The organism is Pseudomonadota bacterium, assembly GCA_026388255.1.
GTDB lineage: Bacteria > Desulfobacterota > Syntrophorhabdia > Syntrophorhabdales > Syntrophorhabdaceae > JAPLKB01.
Genome location: JAPLKC010000037.1, coordinates 16,135 through 31,861 on the forward strand (window position 1 = coordinate 16,135; position 15,727 = coordinate 31,861).

The window sequence follows — 15,727 nt, forward strand, 5'->3', positions numbered from 1 at the left end:
AGCAGAAAATGGAAAAATGAACTGTGAGCAAAAATGAAACTCTCAATTGATAAAAATATACAGGAAATACCTTTTTATCCGAAGGCCATGAAATACGGTCTTGACGATGAATGGATAAAATTGGCATCCAACGAAAACCCCTTTCCGCCATCACAAAAGGCGCTTTCTGTTATGATCGAAGCAATGACATCCGTAAACAGATATCCCGGCAGTGAATTTGAATTAAAAACAGCAATTTCGGACAAATACAATGTAAAGCCGGAGCAGGTTGTGCTTGGAGACGGTTCTGACGAGCTTATAGAGCTGGTATTAAAGGCAATGAAGTATGAAGTGAAAAACAAGGTCATTATTTCAGAGCCCTCATTTGCATTTTATGCCATTGCGTCAAAGATATATGGATACGAAACATGCAAGGTTCCCGTTACAAATATGACAGTCAACCTCGACCATATAAAAGAAGCCATCGATGACAGAACACGGGTAATATTCTTAAACAACCCCCTGAACCCAACCGGTACGATTTTCGAGGATGATGCGTTTAAAGCCTTTTTACAGGAACTGCCGCCGGATGTACTTATCGTTGTTGATGAAGCCTATGCAGAGTTTTCGGAAAGCAGGACTTTTCCTGATACTTTTCAATATATTAACGATTATCCGGTTTTGATTTTAAGGACATTCTCAAAGGCGTATGCCCTTGCAGGTCTAAGGGTCGGTTATGGAATCGGTGAAGCATCCCTGGTATCCTTTCTTGAAAGAACACGGCAGCCCTTCAGCGTTAATACAATAGCTCTTGCAGGTGCGAAAGCGGCCATAGAGGATGTAGCTTATCTGGAGAAGGTGCTGGAGAACAACAGGGAAGGAAAGGAGTTTTTCTATAATGCCTTTAAAGAGTTATCTATAGAGTATGTCCTGACAGAGTCGAATTTTATCCTCTTCAAGTGTAGGAAGGATGCTGAAGCATTAATAAAAAGGCTCTTTGAAGAAAAAATCCTGGCAAGATGGATGGGGGCCTATGGGCTGCCTGATTATATCAGGGTATCAATCGGAAAAATGGAGGAAAATATAAGGTTTATAGAAACACTTGAAAGGATGTTGTAGCACATAGCAAATGCAGCTTATGACTCGTAGTTCATGGCAAATGTTTTTCTATGAACTATTCACCGGGTTGAACAAGGGCTTGCAAAAAATCATATTCGTAAAACACTTTTACAGGAAGAAGGGAATATCTTAGCAAATGAAGAAAAACCTGATTATTACAATTGACGGCCCCAGCGGCGCCGGCAAAAGTACGGTTGCCAGAATGGTCGCACATGCACTCGGGTATAGGTACATTGATACCGGGGCTATGTACCGGGGAGTGGCCTATGCCTTTAAAGCACTGCGTGCTATGCACAATGTGCAGGGTGATTATACCGGCATGGAACAGTTCCTCAAAAACCTTGATATAAGATTTGAGTTCGGAGATAAAGCAACTGTTTTTCTGGACGGGGAAGATATTTCCGAAAAAATCCGTGATCCTGAAATATCTCTTCTCGCATCAAAGCTTTCTCAAAACAGAAGTGTAAGGGAATATCTTACTGTCAGACAGAGGGAAACAGGTAAAAACGGCGGGGTTGTACTTGAAGGTAGAGATACGGGCAGCGTTGTGTTTCCTGATGCCCATTTAAAGTTCTACCTTGATGCCAACCAGGACGAAAGGGCAAAGAGAAGGCACCTTGAATTATCTTTAAAGGGTATATTGTCCGGGCGATCTGTCGTTAAAGAGGAGATGCAAAAGAGGGACAGGGACGATTCTGAAAGGGATATTGCCCCGCTTATTATACCGGAACATGCCGTATATATTGATACAAGCGAACTGGATGTGCAAGGGGTTGTTGACGGCATGCTGAATGTTATCTTTGAGTCGGAGGTCTGATGGAGGTCTTGAAGACAGAGCACCCGGGTTTCTGTTTCGGGGTACGCCGGGCAATAAATATTGTTTTACAGGAAAGGGAAAAAACTAAAGGCAGGATATTTACGATAGGCCCGATCATTCATAACCCGCAGATGGTCGAAGCACTGAGGCATAGAGGAATTATCCCTGTGGACAACGCCTCCGAGATAGAGGACGGAACTGTTATATTCCGTACGCACGGGATCAAAGAAGAAGAAGAAGAAGATATCAAGCTGAAAGGACTGAAATGCATAGACGCAACCTGTCCTTTTGTAAAGAGGGTAAGAAAAAAGGCTATTTTCCTCCAAAAAAACGGTTATAAAGTAGTAATTGCAGGAGATGAAAACCACCCTGAAGTTAAAAGTGTATTGAGTTATTTACATAATGATGGTATTGTATTGCAAAAACCAGCCCTTATAATGTCAAAAAAGGTTGGTGTGGTAAGTCAGACAACGCTGGATAAAGACACCTTTTTTAATATAGTTTGCGGGCTTATTGATGGAGTTGAAGAATTGAGGGTCTATAACACAATTTGCGAGAGCACCGGTATCAGACAGAGGGAGGTTGCTATGCTTTCATCAATGGTAGATGCCATGCTGATTGTGGGTGGAAAGAATAGTTCAAATACAACAAAACTTTACAACATCGCAAAAAATATACAGCCCAATACATATCACATAGAAACAGAAACGGATATTAAACCTGAATGGCTTTCAGGTCTGAACAAAATCGGGGTAACAGGGGGTGCATCTACCCCCGATAACATATTAGATAGTGTGGAGAGGTATGTAAAAAAACTTTAGGGGGCATCATGGTAGATACAGGTGATACCGCAGCACAAAAAGAAAAGACACCAGAAGAAATGAGGGAACTTTATGAAAACTCAATGAAAAGCCTGCAGGATGGTAATATCCTTAAAGGCAGGGTCATTAACATAAACGGTGATTCGGTGATTGTTGACGTTGGCTTGAAATCCGAAGGAAAACTCTCTATTGATGAATTTATTGACAGATCGGGAGCGCATAATGTCAATATTGAAGACGAGGTTGAGGTAATGATAGTAGGCAGGGAAATGGGATTTGGCCTGCTTCTGCTTTCAAAACAAAGAGCAGATATTATCAGAACATGGGAAAGGGTAAACAGGGCAGCTGAAGATGGTACTCCCATGGAAGGAGACATTGCATCAGAAGTTAAGGGTGGTTTTTTAGTGGATATCGGGGTGAATGCCTTTCTCCCGATATCTCAAGTGGATATTAAGCCTGTAAAGAACCCTGCTTCCTTTGTGGGGAGGCATTTAAAATTCAAGGTCATCAAGTTAAACCAGCGTAAAGGAAATGTAATAGTTTCAAGAAGAATGTTTATGGAAGAAGAGAGGGACAGGAAAAAGAAAGAGTTCTGGAAAAATGTAAAAATAGAGCAGGTTATTTATGGTATTGTCAGGAATATAACCGATTACGGTGCTTTTATAGATTTGGGCGGTGTTGACGGCCTCCTTTATCTGAACGAGATAACATGGGGGAGGATAACCCATCCCAAGGAGTACTTAAGGGTTGGAGACGAGATTAAGGTAAAAGTGATAGATATAGATACTGAGAAAGAGAGGGTTTCTGTCAGCATAAAACAACTTAAGCAGGATCCGTGGCTAAATATTGATGAAAAGTATGGCGTAGGAATAAAGGTAAGAGGCAAGGTCGCCGGGATCGTTGATTACGGCGTTTTTGTTGAGCTCGAGCAGGGTATTGAAGGACTCCTTCATATCAGCGAGATGAGTTGGGACAAGCGACTTAAAAACCCGAACAAGATTGTAAAGAAAGGCGACTGGCTCGACCTTGTAGTACTTGATGTGGACAAAGAAAAAAACAGGGTTTCTCTTGGCTTAAAGCAGTTGTTGCCGGATCCCTGGGAGGAACTTCTTGCCCAGTATCCCCCGGGTGCTGTAGTAAAGGGGAGGATCAAGAATATCACAGATTTTGGCATGTTTGTGGGCATAGGCAACGGGATTGACGGATTGGTCCACATGTCTGAGGTATCATGGTCAAGAAGAAAAAAAATTGTTTCGGAGATATTTAAAAAGGGGGCAATGGTCGAAGCCCTTGTAATTAATGTCGATAAAGCACAGAAAAAGTTTTCCCTGAGTCTGAAACAAATGAAAGAAAATCCATGGAAAGGGCTCGTATCACGATATCAAGTTGGAGAAATAGTCGAGGGCTATGTGACAAGCATAACAGACTTCGGCGTTTTTGTGGAAATCGAGGAAGGTATTGAGGGACTCATACATTTGTCTGAGATGGATGAAGCGAAGGGGAAACATCCATCCGAAATCTTTAATATTGATGATAAAGTAAAGGCAATGATTTTGAATATTGACGGAAAGGATAAAAGAATCGGGCTGAGTATCAAGGCAATCAAGAAAATTGAAGAAATCAAGCCAACAGAAACTCTCAAAAAGGACGATAACTTTTTTTCAACTCTTGGCGATATACTTGAGCCTGTGATAAATAAGGAAAATAGCGAAATTTCCTAAAACTGACCGGAGGTATAATGCCTGTTAATAAAGATCTCCTTGAAATACTCTGCTGCCCGAAGTGCAAGGGGGATATAAGATTAAACGAGCCGGAAGACGGTCTCATATGCGATGCATGCAAGCTTATGTATCCTATTAAGGACGACATCCCGATAATGCTCATCGACGAAGCCATAAATATCAGCCCTTAAGCAGAGTCATGTGTTTATAGATTTCTTTCTTATATCTATTGTTAAAACCCTCCAACAGATTATCCGTATCCTCCCGGAGCATTTACAGCGCGCGACAGGTGTGTTTTTCGGGAAATTGGCATTTTTCATCTTAAAAGGCAGAAGGAATATCGCCATATCAAATATAAGAAGGGCTTTCGGCAGTCTGAACCATGAAGAAATCAAAGGTATTGCAAAGAGGTGTTTTGAAAAACTGGGGGTTAATTTTGTAGAGATGCTTACAATACCGTATATTCCAAGGAGTGAATATGGCAGCAGGTTTACAACGGAAAACCGGCATCATATTGACGATGCCTTAAAGCAGAATAAAGGGGTAATAGTCCTTATTTTTCATTTTACAAACTGGGAAATTATGGGCGTTGCGTCAGCCTCACTTTCAAGCGATATCGTTGTCCTTGCACGTCCCTTAAAAAAGCATATTTATATCAATAAGTTCCTGAATAGCCTGAGAAGTTCAACAGGCTTAAAAGTTATTTCAAATGCGGATACAGCAAAAGATGTGATGAGGTATCTCAAGTCGAATAGTATTGTTGCTATTCTCGCTGACCAGAGAGAAAAGAGATCCCGAGGGGTCTTTGTTGAACTTTTTGGTGTAAAGGTTCCCACATCAAAGGGCATTGCAGCCATAGGAATGAAAACGGGCGCGCCTGTCATCCCTATGTATTTCGTGAGGGAAGGTTTCTTGAGATACAGGGTTGTCTGGAACGAGCCCATTGAAATGGAAAGAAAAGGCGATATAGATGAGTTGATTTACCTGAACACAAGAAAAATAAATGCATTTTTGGAGACAATAATCCTGAAGCATCCTGACGAATGGTTCTGGGTGCATAGGAGATGGGGCGGAAAGCGCAAATAAAAACGGAGGTTTTTATTTGCGCAATTTCGAATTTAGAATTTCGAATTTAGAATTTATTGACTCCTGATTCCCATACAAAAGTGATTCAAAAAACCAGCCTATCCGCGAAAAAATCCTTTTTAAACCAATCTTTTTCACCATTGCCTCGGCCATATCAAATCTTGAGCATTTCCGGTATGTTCTGAGGAATAGCATCTTTTCCTTTATATCAACCTTAAGCTTACCTTGCCTCTCCATCTTTTCCACATATCTGTTGAGCCTCCAGAACATCCATTCCATATCTGTCTTGGCGATAGATTTTCTCTGTGCCCTGTCAAAATCGAGGAATGTCAATGCGCCTTCGGCAGTCACGAGCACATTGTTCAGGTGCAAATCGGGATGGTATACGCCAAGCGTCTCCATACGCCACATAAGTTGCGCAAGCATTTTTATAATTCTGAACCTTTTTTTCCGGGTTGAAGCATTCAAGACCTCCAGAAGATCGGCTGCATTTTCCTCAAATACAGTAAGAATGCACAGTGATTTTGTGACAAAGTTCTTTCTGACGATAAGACCGTATGGCTGCACTACCGGAAATCCTCTTTCCTTCAGGTATAGCAGAATCTCCAGTTCCTCGTTTACCCTCTTTGCGCTGAAAAAGATATCTCCTGTTATAGCCCGTAGCAATCCGCCGTGAATATACTTCCGGCAGGCTATATGTCTGCCATTTATATCGAACAATTTAATGCCGCCCCTGCCTTTTTTTGCTAAAGGAGAGGCGCCGCGGAACCGGGCAATTAGAGTGGAAGGGTCAGCGATTGATAATGCCGCGTCTTCAATGGTATAGATTTTGTACCGGTTATATGTCGTTTTCTTCAAATTCATAGGTTTTCCCGCTTCATTGTCTTTCCCACTTCACAAGTCCGCTTATCTTTTTCGCTATTCACTGCCTTTCTCACACCTGTGGCGGCCTTTTCTTGCCGTATGGGATTTTAGGCACCTGTTGTTGTACATAATCACAGAAAACCTGAAGTTCATAGAGATATTTTTCAACATCTTCCCGTATATAGGTTCCAAGCCCTTTATCAAAATCTGTCTTTATGGATATCAGGCCTTTAACCTGTTTCTTAACGGATTTGGGTTTCGTATCAACAGTGTCAGGTTTGACCTTCTTGTACGCGGTTAGTCTGCTCTCTAACGATTTATAGGTCACCGGTGTTTCTAAAATTTCGGTAAATATCTTCATAAGATCAGGGCAATCAAGGTTTGCGGCAAAGAGATACCCCTGGGAAACGGGGAGATTTCCTGCCCGTATTGCGGCCTGAAACTCATCGGAAAGTTTTAAAAGTGAAAGCCCGTTAAACAGCGTCCTTATTGTCTTTCCTGAGATTTCTACTGTTTCTGAAAATGTTTCAGAAACTTCCTTCGACAGATAGTCGGGGGCTCGCTCGAAATTTACCAAATCACTCATTACCCCATCCACATCATACCCTTTATTGGGATGTCTTGCTTGAATAAATGACAAAATCCCTTTGGCCTGGTCTATGGGGTTGAGATCTTCCCTCTGAAGGTTTTCTGTCAGTTGATAGGCCAGTATCTCATCTTTCTGGGTGATTGTATTGACGATAAGCGCCGGGATGGATGCCAGTTCCAGCTCCTGTGCAGCCTGATAACGCCTTTCCCCGCAGAGAAGGAGATATTTGCCGTCTTTAGAAGTTACAAGGACAGGCTCAAGGACCCCCCGGTCATTGATAGATTCCATGAGCGCCTTAAGGGACTCGCTTTCCGTATCTATCCCTGAGCGAATCTGTTCTTCCACGATAATACTTTCCAGAGGCAGGTACATAAATTCATTCCTCATCCCCCTTTATTTGAATTTCGTGAAGCGTTCATCGTGAAGCGTGAAGCGTTAAAGGTCGCATTCTGTAATCAATAAAATTGCCTTGTGCGAAATCCGTCCCCATCCGTGTGGCTTGTGGCTTGTGGCCTTATGTCTTCTCGCAATGTCCTGTCTTCGGCAGGATTAAGGCTTACGAAATTAGTTTTACCCCTGTCCCTTGTCAGTGCCTGACTACTATGGTTTTACACGAGAATAATAGCTTCAGCTTCACCCATATCAAGCAATCCCGAAAGAAAAATTGATTCTGCCTGTCTTGCCTCATCGGGCAACAATGGCTCGACTTTTATCCACCCCGGTTTATCTGTTTTCCACAATAAAGGTTGTGATGCCATTTCAATGTCTACCCTCTGCGGGATATAAACCTTGCCTGCCTTTTTGATTAGTTCCAGCAAACCGGCTTCATGTAAATGAAGAATTGGGCCGGTATCACAGACAATAAGTCTCACTTTTTATCTCCAAGACCATCTTTTACTTTTATAGCCCATTCAATATCTTCCTTCATAAACTGTTCGGCCAATTTGAGACGGTTGTGCATGATAAATTCCTGCAGGGCAGTCCGTAAAACCTCTGCTTCGTTTGTAAACCAACCATTTTGAATATAGTTATTAACTTCTGCCCTCATCCTCTCCGGTAGGGTAACGCTAATTGCCTTCATCTAAATACCTCCTGTATTTATTGCCATATTATATCATAAAACAGAAAAAAACCTTTTATTGTTGTTTAAACTTATAAAAGCATCGTGCCCCGCTGTCTCTTTGTCTGTTAAATTTGCAATTTAGACTTCTCAATGTCCTGCCTTCGGCAGGATTAAGACTTACGAAATTAGCTTTGCTCCTGTATCTTGTCAGTGCCTGACCTCCCTGGTTTCCCTGAAAACAGCCCTCTGGCTGACGCTGGTTTTCGCTTTGAATAGAAGATGAAAGATTTTTTTCTATGTTATTATAAGGAATGAAGGATATTAAAATGCATAGAGAATTTAGTGTAGTTATTGAAAAGGATGAAGATGGATATTTTGTAGCCTCGGTGCCCACGTTGCGAGGGTGTCACACACAGGCAAAATCACTTGATATACTAATGAAAAGAATCAAAGAAGCAATTGAACTTTGTCTGGAAGTAGAAGACCCTGCAAATACTGAGTTTATTGGTGTACAGCGTGTGGCGGTCACTGCGTGAGCTATTTTCCTGCCATAACCGGTAAACATCTTATTAAAGCCCTAAAGAAGATAGGTTTTGAGGTAGTTCGAAGCAAGGACAGCCACAACTTCCTCCAACACTCTGATGGCAGGTGCACGGTGGTGCCTGTACATCCAGGTGAAACAATCGGACGCGGACTTTTAGCTTAAATTATACGTGACTGTGAAATAACCTCAGAAGACTTGAAGAACATATTATGAGCGAACAAGCCGCTGAAGCCAATCGGCAGGAAAAGGCGCCTGCCTCTGGCTCGGCTTGTCTTTATGCGAGAGATAAAGATAACTAGTAACGCTTTACATTATTATCGTATAGCGCTACTATTATTTTATTATGTTAAAGGCCTTTCGTTGTAAACACACCGAGAAGGTATTTCTAAGGGAACAGGTTTCCAAATTCTCACAAGACATTTGTGTCCCCGCTCGTCGTATTAATGAAATAGTACATGGAAAACGTGCAATTACTGCTAATACAGCGCTCCGCCTTTCCCGCTATTTCAGGTTATCGGAACGTTTCTGGCTCAATCTCCAAACTCGATATGATCTCGAAACAGAGAAAAACAGGCTCAAGGGGCATCTTGAAGAAGAGGTAAAGGTGCTTGAAAGGAAAACCGCATAACCCGCAGGTGCATCGGACGTGGCAGAATAGCGTGCCACACCGGTAACCACTATGTTATCCATGGACGACAAAGATGCAGACATTATTCATTCAAACAGGAGGAATTAAATGATAACGTTCAGAAACTTCTTTAAAGGAACTTCCGGAAGAATTAGATCTTTGACGATAATAGGCCTGTTATGTCTCTCCCTTTCCCTTTCCGCTCCAGCACTGTCAGCGGATGATTTTTCAGTCACCCTGCTTGGCACCGGGATGCCGGTACCCTCTCCCGACCGCTTCGGGAACAGTACCTTAGTTGAAGCAGGGGGGCAGCGGCTCGTCTTTGATATGGGGCGAGGCGTTACTATCCGTCTGTGGCAGAAGCAGATTCCTCTTGGCAGCATCGATGCACATTTCCTTACACATCTGCACTCAGATCACATTAATGGCCTTTCTGACCTCTGGCTAAGTGGATGGATACAAACCCCCTTCGGTGGTCGGAAAAAACCTTTTTTGATCTATGGTCCTCCAGGAACAGAGAAAATGATGGCTAATCTATGGGAAGCATTCTCTGAAGACCGCCGCATTCGTCTCGAGGATGAGAAGAACCCTTTGGTAGGTATACAAGTGGATGCGCACGATTTTAAGCCGGGTGTTGTATATGAAAAGAATGGTGTTGTTGTGACCACCTTTGAGGTAGATCATGGCGACCTCGTTAAACCTTGCTACGGTTTCAAAATCACCTACAAAAACCACTCAGTGGTAATTTCGGGCGATACCCGATATAGCGTAAACCTTGAGAAAGCGGCTCGTGGCACTGACCTGCTCATCTGCGAAGTTGCTATGATTCCCGAAAAGCTCTTTGCCAAGTTCCCTGCCTATAAGGCAATATATGAACACCACATTTCACCGGAATTAGCAGGAAAGTTGTTCACTGCTAGTCGGCCAAAACTGGCTGTTTACACACATTTAGTATTGTCAGGCCTTCCTAAGGAAGGTATTCCATTCCCTACACCTGAAGAACTGTTGGCTGCGACACGTAAGACATACGATGGGCCAGTTGTGGTTGGTGCGGACCTTATAGGCTTCAAGATAGACGACAGCGGCGTCTCGATTATTGAGTCTCCTCGAAAGTAGGGGAAAAACACTGTGAACAACATTATGACTCAAACTTTTGCTGAAATCCTACTTCTTGTCCCTACGGCCCTCTGTGCCGGTTTTGTTATATTTGTTGCGGGGGTAATACAGGGGGTTATGAATGATTTGGACGAAGCCATGTTCAAACGTTTTTTGACCATGTTGAAGACACGTGCGTTGAGGTCACCTTATGCTATCGGTATATCCAGCATTACGTTTGTCGGCATGGTGCCTTATTTTATCTACTACGGTTTCAGCAATAGGTGGTTCACGGCTGGACTTGTCCTGTGGGTGATAACCTCGATTGTCTCAAAGGCCACCACTCTTCCGATTTATGCGAGAGTTGATGCCATAGAAAGCAGCGATGTGTCTCGACTAAGGGAGGAACGCCGGAAACTGCAAATCGCAAATATTTTGCGCGCAACGCTAAGCGTTGCATCCGTCGTTCTGATGGTGATTGGTTTTGTTTAGAAGTTTCAGCTCGATACCAGATGCACTGAAAAGGGGACGTGGGAACATCCTTCAATATTTCAATTAAACGGATGGCTGGAAGTAAAAGTAACAGTCATAAATCTTCAATAATGAGACTTTTCAGACACTGTGTCTGTAGCATTTGCTCTAACATTTAGAGCAAAGAGAGAAAACTCTGTAAAGGCAATACAGGCTTTGGTTTGGGCAATTAAGTATATTTTACATTCAATTTGAATGTAAGTATGGAAACTTTTTGAAAAATGTCTTTTTTGGAGTACATGAAAGCAGAATAAGAAGGTTCTTGAAAATGGTGGGTTTTCATCTTATTGAAAGTTGAGAAAAGAATAACGACAAAAAAAGAAATAGAAGATATAATAAAAAAAACATGGAAAAACCGATAAAAGCAAAAAAATAGTTCCAACGAATCGCTGGAGCCAATCGGCAGGAAAAGGCATCTGCCTCTGGCTGACGTTGGTGTTACCCGTAAATTATGAAACAGATTCTTGACGAAAACATCTTTTAGTAGTACTATTAATACTATTATAGGAGGTACTACTAATGACAAACGCTCCCAAAATTATACCAATTTCCGATCTTAGACAAAACGCAAGTAATGTTGTCAAAAGCATCTCATCTTCGAGAGAACCTGTTTTTATTACCCAACGCGGGAGAGCGGCGGCAGTCATGGTCAGTATGGAAGTCTATGAGAACTCACAACACGAAATGGATGTTTTGCACTTATTGGCCAGAGGCGAGAAAGAAATAGAGGCAGGCATCGGCTACGAACTTGAAGATGTCCTGAAAGAGGCCGACCGCTTTCTTGAGAGTTCAAAGCCTTGAAAGTTCTTTTCACTCCTACAGGTCGCCGCCAGTTTCTTGAAGCAATTGCTTATATTTACCGGGATAACCCTTCGGCGGCAGTAGATTTTCGCAAAAAGGCTGAGGAGGCTCTCTCTCGCTTGAAGAAGTTCTCAGAATCAGGGAGACTCATTCCCGAGTTTTCAGATCTCCCTTTTCGTGAATTGATTGTGAGGCCTTATCGTTTTTTCTATAGGATCAAAGATAGCACCACCGTGTGGATCATTGCTGTATGGCATAGCGCTCAGCTGCCTGATGGACCCGAAAATGACATCGGGTAACAAGTGCATGCAGCGAACCGGCCTGAAAGCAGGCTTCTCGCTGACTGCTATATAAGCCGAAAAATGGCAACATTATACAATACAGGTATTATTTCATGGGTTATGCTTCTTTCATAAAGGCACGGCGGTCTAAATACATTTAACGATGAAGGGAGATTATATGGAAACAAGAGAGATTGTGGCATGTATGGCGAATGGGTCCGCAACATATATGGACAGGGAAGAAATGATGGGAGAAATTCCATGGAATCAGCATCCTGTATTCAAAGGCGTCTTTTTAAAACATATCGTCAAAGGCACTGATACTGAAGGTATGCTAAGTTGCCATATGGTAAGGATCGATCCCAACGCTATTTTGGAAGAACATGCTCACGAGAACCAGTGGGAGCTTCATGAAGTCATAGAGGGTAATGGCAAGTTCGTTTTGGAGTCAAAAGAGACACCGTACCATCCAGGACGAATGGGGATAATTCCAAAGGGTACGAAACATAAAGTAATGGCGGGGGAAAACGGCCTGATTCTGCTTGCAAAGTTCTTCCCTGCATTAGTGTAAAGACTATAAACAAAGAGAGGTAGGCAGCAAATGAGGAGAAGAAACCAACAAATCATTCGTTTCTTCAATCCACGAGGTTTGCAGTACGTACAAGCTGTTCATGGCGTTAACGTGGCCAATGAATTCCGTCGTCATGTGCACAACAGATTCTGTATTGGCATTATACAGAAAGGGGCACGGGTCATATGCCAGAGAGGTACGTCGATCGTTGTTCCGGAAAACAGTCTGTTTGTTATCAATCCGGGGATATCCCACGCGTGTAAATCCCAGTATGAAGAACACAGTTACTTCGTTATCTGCGTTGAAGCGGAAAGCATGAAGGCTATTGCCTCACAAATATCCGGGAAGACGCACGATGTCCCGTATTTCAAAAGTATTCTCATACACAATAGAGAGCTGGGTTCAAAATTTCGCCTCTTCTTTTCACTTGTTGAGAATACAAGTTCAGCTCTGGAGAAGGAATCGGTCTTGGTTTCATTACTTTCAGCACTTATTATGCAATACGGGAATAAACCACCCATTCCTTTTCAAGCGGGTTCACATGGTGATGCAATTAATAGGGCCTGCGAATTCATCAGGATGCATTACGCACAAGATTTGTCGTTGAAACAAATATCAAGAGTGGCCTGCTTAAGCCCGTTTTATTTTCAACGCTTGTTTCTTGAAAAGACAGGCGTTTCCCCTCACGACTATCTTGTTCAGACAAGAATCAGGAAGGCACTTGAGCTTCTTTCGGAAGGGCATAATATAGCCGATGTCTCTCTTGACACGGGGTTTGTCGATCAAAGTCATTTTACCCGTTTTTTCAAGCGAGTAACAGGAATCACTCCTGGAGGTTATCTCCACAATGTGAGAAAAGATTGCAGGCAAACATCGGTCGGGGGTCATAGCTTACAGGGGTGACAGAATCGGAATAATCTCTATGAGACAATCCCGCAAAAAGGAGATTGATATATGAAAGCTGAGGAATTCGATAAGAAGTTTTATGAATTTAAAAATGAATAGAGAATAGGAGATCGTTATGACAAAGCACTCCCATAGTTTTGTAGAAACTTTTGAAGGTTTTGCGGGATATGGTCTGGACAGGCAATCCGACGAGAACACTGTTCAACTGTACCTGCAGAAATTTTCGGATGACGATTTGATGAAAACAATTCTGAAACGGATGACCGATGACGATTTAACTGATGTATTTGAGATTACAGGTAAAATGCTGAAAAAATATCTGACTGAGCCTGAATACCATCAATTGTTTCTCAAAGATGAGGAAAGATGAATATCAATCCCACATCGCGGGTGAGAGGGGACGGACGGGCACCCGCTTGCGGGTGTCACGGTAATTAAGAGGAGGAATGATGAACCGATTGATTGTGCAAATGGCCTGGGGACTATTAGCCCTGAGCCTTATTGCGGGGAGTTGTTACACAGCACAGGGCGGCGAATCGGTGCCCACTAAGAAAGAAAATATACAAACAACAGGGTCAATGGTCCCGGGAGTTGATTTTGATGGGGAATTCTACCCTCCTCAGGGGTGTCCGAAGAAGCTGGCGGTTCTCGTCCTGGGCGGATCCGATGGTGGCATTCCAGGCCGTCGCGCCAAATATATTGCAGAGAAAGGTTTCCCGGCGCTGGCTCTGGCATACTTCAAAACCAGGCGCACACCGGAATACCTGGACATGATCCCCCTTGAATACTTCGACCAGCCAATTGAGTGGCTGAAAAAAAGCGAATATACTCAAGGAAGTAGAATTGTCGTCATCGGGGAGTCCAAGGGCGCCGAGCTTGCCTTGCTGCTTGCTTCAAGAAAATCGGAGATCTCAGGCCTTGTCGCCTTTGTTCCCAGCGCAGTCGTATTCCAGGGGATTCCAAAGGACTACTGGCCTCCCGGATCAAGCTGGAAGTACATGGGTGAGCAGATTCCTTTTGTCCCGTATGATCTCAGCAATCTCTCTGATCCAAAGAATGTTCTTAGTATTTATCGTAATTCTCTGAAACAACAGGAAGCCGTTAGAAGAGCTTTGATTCCGGTGACCAGGATCAAAGGGCCGATCCTGCTTTTCTCCGCGAGGGATGACCACATGTGGCCTTCCGTTGAAATGAGCGATATGATTATACGCACCTTGAGAGATCAAAGGTTCAGCTACATGTACGAACATATAACATACGATAATGCAGGGCATACGATGACGGAATATTACATGATGGGCGGCACCGAGGAAGGCAACCGAAAAGCAAGGATTGATTCTAATGAAAAAATGTTGTCTTTTCTGAATAGACTATCTGCCGAAGAACCGGGTGCAGCCAATTGCCGGTAAATCCGGCTTCCGGTGAACTGTTATATTAGGGGAAAGAGATCGATGGGGCTGGTGAAGCACAACTGGAATGCCGATGATTATGCAAATAACTCCTCTGTTCAGCTACAATGGGCTGATGAGCTTATTGCAAAACTCGACTTGAAGGGTTCCGAATATCTGCTCGATATCGGGTGCGGGGACGGGAAGATCAGCGCCCAACTTGCACATGTTGTCAAAAATGGACATGTTCTTGGCATAGATTCATCGGAAAGCATGATTAATCGTGCCTCAGAGCGGTTTCCACCAACAACAAACCCCAACCTGTCCTTCCTCCAAATGGACGCAACAGAGATTCACCTTTCCCAAAGATTCGATGTCGCATTTTCAAACGCTGCTCTTCATTGGGTGGAAAACCATATCGCTGTTCTTCGTGGCGTGCATTCATGTCTCAAACCCGGCGGTAAAATCCTGTTTCAAATGGGCGGTCGCGGCAACGCAGCCGAAGTCTTCAGTGCCATTCGAGAGATCATACAGCGCCCCCAATGGAAGCTATATTTTGAGGTCTTCGCGGCGCCCTACCACTTCTACGGACCTGAAGATTATGAAGATTGGCTCTTGGAGAGCGGTTTTAGTTCCGCACGTGTTGAACTGATATTGAAAGATATGCAACACAACGGAGCAAAGGGCCTTATGGGTTGGCTGCGCACAACCTGGTTCCCCTATACAGACTGCTTACCTGTCGAACTGCGCGATGCTTTTCTTGGGGAACTGATTGAGGCTTATGCTGCAACACATCCGGCTGATGCTCACGGCAATACACATGTTAAAATGGTCCGTCTGGAGGTCGAGGCATATGCCCTCTAATTAACGGCTTGCAGCAAATCACATATTGTCCCAAAATAATGGATACTCTCGACTAATGA

General features: G+C 43.3%; 22 protein-coding genes. 18 read left to right on the forward strand and 4 right to left on the reverse strand.

The genetic code is table 11. The features are described 5' to 3' along the window. The first annotated feature begins 33 nt into the window (after positions 1-33). The 6 genes from hisC (at position 34) to NT178_04555 (ending at position 5,543) form a co-directional block, all read left to right on the forward strand. On the forward strand, positions 34-1,098 hold the full coding sequence (hisC, locus tag NT178_04530; protein ID MCX5811794.1) for a histidinol-phosphate transaminase: 1,065 nt from the start codon (positions 34-36) through the stop codon (positions 1,096-1,098). Between the two features lie 136 nt (positions 1,099-1,234). Then, positions 1,235-1,915: a (d)CMP kinase gene (gene cmk, locus NT178_04535; protein MCX5811795.1), complete on the forward strand. Its 681-nt coding sequence runs from the start codon at positions 1,235-1,237 to the stop codon at positions 1,913-1,915. Beyond that, positions 1,915-2,736, forward strand: coding sequence for a 4-hydroxy-3-methylbut-2-enyl diphosphate reductase (gene ispH / locus NT178_04540; GenBank protein ID MCX5811796.1), 822 nt, complete (start codon positions 1,915-1,917; stop codon positions 2,734-2,736). Before cmk ends, ispH begins: the two co-directional genes overlap by 1 nt. An 8-nt stretch (positions 2,737-2,744) precedes the next feature. Continuing rightward, the gene (locus NT178_04545; protein MCX5811797.1) at positions 2,745-4,457 is read left to right on the forward strand and encodes a 30S ribosomal protein S1; all 1,713 of its coding nucleotides are present in this window, start codon (positions 2,745-2,747) and stop codon (positions 4,455-4,457) included. A gap of 17 nt (positions 4,458-4,474) precedes the next feature. After that, positions 4,475-4,648, forward strand: coding sequence for a Trm112 family protein (locus NT178_04550; GenBank protein MCX5811798.1), 174 nt, complete (start codon positions 4,475-4,477; stop codon positions 4,646-4,648). A 10-nt stretch (positions 4,649-4,658) separates the two neighbouring features. Continuing rightward, positions 4,659-5,543 (forward strand): lysophospholipid acyltransferase family protein, encoded by an 885-nt coding sequence (locus tag NT178_04555; protein ID MCX5811799.1) that lies wholly within the window; start codon positions 4,659-4,661, stop codon positions 5,541-5,543. 12 nt (positions 5,544-5,555) lie between these two features. On the opposite strand, the gene NT178_04560 is transcribed toward NT178_04555, so the two are convergent. From NT178_04560 to NT178_04575, 4 genes are all read right to left on the reverse strand, one after another. Next, positions 5,556-6,407 carry a hypothetical protein gene (locus tag NT178_04560; GenBank protein MCX5811800.1) on the reverse strand — a complete coding sequence of 284 codons (852 nt, stop codon included), beginning with the start codon at positions 6,405-6,407 and terminating at the stop codon, positions 5,556-5,558. Between the two features lie 70 nt (positions 6,408-6,477). Then, positions 6,478-7,383: a ParB/RepB/Spo0J family partition protein gene (locus tag NT178_04565; protein ID MCX5811801.1), complete on the reverse strand. Its 906-nt coding sequence runs from the start codon at positions 7,381-7,383 to the stop codon at positions 6,478-6,480. Between the two features lie 221 nt (positions 7,384-7,604). Beyond that, a complete protein-coding gene (locus NT178_04570; GenBank protein ID MCX5811802.1) occupies positions 7,605-7,868 on the reverse strand; it encodes a hypothetical protein in 264 nt (87 codons plus the stop codon). Continuing rightward, on the reverse strand, positions 7,865-8,077 hold the full coding sequence (locus tag NT178_04575) for a ribbon-helix-helix domain-containing protein (GenBank protein ID MCX5811803.1): 213 nt from the start codon (positions 8,075-8,077) through the stop codon (positions 7,865-7,867). Before NT178_04575 ends, NT178_04570 begins: the two co-directional genes overlap by 4 nt. Positions 8,078-8,385: 308 nt before the next feature. Between NT178_04575 and NT178_04580 the strand changes: the two genes are divergently transcribed. From NT178_04580 to NT178_04635, 12 genes are all read left to right on the forward strand, one after another. After that, on the forward strand, positions 8,386-8,595 hold the full coding sequence (locus tag NT178_04580; protein ID MCX5811804.1) for a type II toxin-antitoxin system HicB family antitoxin: 210 nt from the start codon (positions 8,386-8,388) through the stop codon (positions 8,593-8,595). Further along, on the forward strand, positions 8,592-8,765 hold the full coding sequence (locus tag NT178_04585) for a type II toxin-antitoxin system HicA family toxin (protein ID MCX5811805.1): 174 nt from the start codon (positions 8,592-8,594) through the stop codon (positions 8,763-8,765). The genes NT178_04580 and NT178_04585 overlap by 4 nt, the downstream gene beginning before the upstream one ends. Positions 8,766-8,946: 181 nt before the next feature. Continuing rightward, complete coding sequence (locus NT178_04590; protein ID MCX5811806.1) at positions 8,947-9,231, forward strand: HigA family addiction module antitoxin; 285 nt, start codon at positions 8,947-8,949, stop codon at positions 9,229-9,231. A 108-nt stretch (positions 9,232-9,339) separates the two neighbouring features. After that, complete coding sequence (locus tag NT178_04595) at positions 9,340-10,347, forward strand: MBL fold metallo-hydrolase (protein ID MCX5811807.1); 1,008 nt, start codon at positions 9,340-9,342, stop codon at positions 10,345-10,347. Positions 10,348-10,464: 117 nt separating this feature from the next. Continuing rightward, on the forward strand, positions 10,465-10,818 hold the full coding sequence (locus NT178_04600) for a hypothetical protein (GenBank protein MCX5811808.1): 354 nt from the start codon (positions 10,465-10,467) through the stop codon (positions 10,816-10,818). A gap of 558 nt (positions 10,819-11,376) precedes the next feature. Next, positions 11,377-11,658, forward strand: a complete 282-nt coding sequence (locus NT178_04605) for a type II toxin-antitoxin system Phd/YefM family antitoxin (protein MCX5811809.1) — start codon at positions 11,377-11,379, stop codon at positions 11,656-11,658. Then, entirely contained in the window at positions 11,655-11,957 is a 303-nt protein-coding gene (locus tag NT178_04610; GenBank protein ID MCX5811810.1) for a type II toxin-antitoxin system RelE/ParE family toxin, read from the forward strand. The genes NT178_04605 and NT178_04610 overlap by 4 nt, the downstream gene beginning before the upstream one ends. A gap of 160 nt (positions 11,958-12,117) precedes the next feature. Continuing rightward, on the forward strand, positions 12,118-12,510 hold the full coding sequence (locus NT178_04615) for a cupin domain-containing protein (protein ID MCX5811811.1): 393 nt from the start codon (positions 12,118-12,120) through the stop codon (positions 12,508-12,510). A gap of 30 nt (positions 12,511-12,540) precedes the next feature. Continuing rightward, positions 12,541-13,413 (forward strand): AraC family transcriptional regulator, encoded by an 873-nt coding sequence (locus NT178_04620; GenBank protein ID MCX5811812.1) that lies wholly within the window; start codon positions 12,541-12,543, stop codon positions 13,411-13,413. A 118-nt stretch (positions 13,414-13,531) separates the two neighbouring features. Then, positions 13,532-13,786: a cytoplasmic protein gene (locus tag NT178_04625; protein ID MCX5811813.1), complete on the forward strand. Its 255-nt coding sequence runs from the start codon at positions 13,532-13,534 to the stop codon at positions 13,784-13,786. Between the two features lie 76 nt (positions 13,787-13,862). Then, positions 13,863-14,825: a dienelactone hydrolase gene (locus tag NT178_04630; GenBank protein ID MCX5811814.1), complete on the forward strand. Its 963-nt coding sequence runs from the start codon at positions 13,863-13,865 to the stop codon at positions 14,823-14,825. A gap of 42 nt (positions 14,826-14,867) precedes the next feature. After that, positions 14,868-15,668, forward strand: coding sequence for a methyltransferase domain-containing protein (locus tag NT178_04635; GenBank protein ID MCX5811815.1), 801 nt, complete (start codon positions 14,868-14,870; stop codon positions 15,666-15,668). Positions 15,669-15,727: the final 59 nt, after the last annotated feature.

Excerpts from the sequence above, each read along its gene's own strand:
- hisC (MCX5811794.1), top strand. The coding sequence starts at position 34 with ATGAAACTCTCAATTGATAAAAATATACAGGAAATACCTTTTTATCCG.
- cmk (MCX5811795.1), top strand. The coding sequence starts at position 1,235 with ATGAAGAAAAACCTGATTATTACAATTGACGGCCCCAGCGGCGCCGGC.
- ispH (MCX5811796.1), top strand. The coding sequence starts at position 1,915 with ATGGAGGTCTTGAAGACAGAGCACCCGGGTTTCTGTTTCGGGGTACGC.
- NT178_04545 (MCX5811797.1), top strand. The coding sequence starts at position 2,745 with ATGGTAGATACAGGTGATACCGCAGCACAAAAAGAAAAGACACCAGAA.
- NT178_04550 (MCX5811798.1), top strand. The coding sequence starts at position 4,475 with ATGCCTGTTAATAAAGATCTCCTTGAAATACTCTGCTGCCCGAAGTGC.
- NT178_04560 (MCX5811800.1), bottom strand. The coding sequence starts at position 6,407 with ATGAATTTGAAGAAAACGACATATAACCGGTACAAAATCTATACCATT.
- NT178_04565 (MCX5811801.1), bottom strand. The coding sequence starts at position 7,383 with ATGAGGAATGAATTTATGTACCTGCCTCTGGAAAGTATTATCGTGGAA.
- NT178_04575 (MCX5811803.1), bottom strand. The coding sequence starts at position 8,077 with ATGAAGGCAATTAGCGTTACCCTACCGGAGAGGATGAGGGCAGAAGTT.
- NT178_04580 (MCX5811804.1), top strand. The coding sequence starts at position 8,386 with ATGCATAGAGAATTTAGTGTAGTTATTGAAAAGGATGAAGATGGATAT.
- NT178_04590 (MCX5811806.1), top strand. The coding sequence starts at position 8,947 with ATGTTAAAGGCCTTTCGTTGTAAACACACCGAGAAGGTATTTCTAAGG.
- NT178_04595 (MCX5811807.1), top strand. The coding sequence starts at position 9,340 with ATGATAACGTTCAGAAACTTCTTTAAAGGAACTTCCGGAAGAATTAGA.
- NT178_04600 (MCX5811808.1), top strand. The coding sequence starts at position 10,465 with ATGAATGATTTGGACGAAGCCATGTTCAAACGTTTTTTGACCATGTTG.
- NT178_04605 (MCX5811809.1), top strand. The coding sequence starts at position 11,377 with ATGACAAACGCTCCCAAAATTATACCAATTTCCGATCTTAGACAAAAC.
- NT178_04615 (MCX5811811.1), top strand. The coding sequence starts at position 12,118 with ATGGAAACAAGAGAGATTGTGGCATGTATGGCGAATGGGTCCGCAACA.
- NT178_04620 (MCX5811812.1), top strand. The coding sequence starts at position 12,541 with ATGAGGAGAAGAAACCAACAAATCATTCGTTTCTTCAATCCACGAGGT.
- NT178_04625 (MCX5811813.1), top strand. The coding sequence starts at position 13,532 with ATGACAAAGCACTCCCATAGTTTTGTAGAAACTTTTGAAGGTTTTGCG.
- NT178_04630 (MCX5811814.1), top strand. The coding sequence starts at position 13,863 with ATGATGAACCGATTGATTGTGCAAATGGCCTGGGGACTATTAGCCCTG.
- NT178_04635 (MCX5811815.1), top strand. The coding sequence starts at position 14,868 with ATGGGGCTGGTGAAGCACAACTGGAATGCCGATGATTATGCAAATAAC.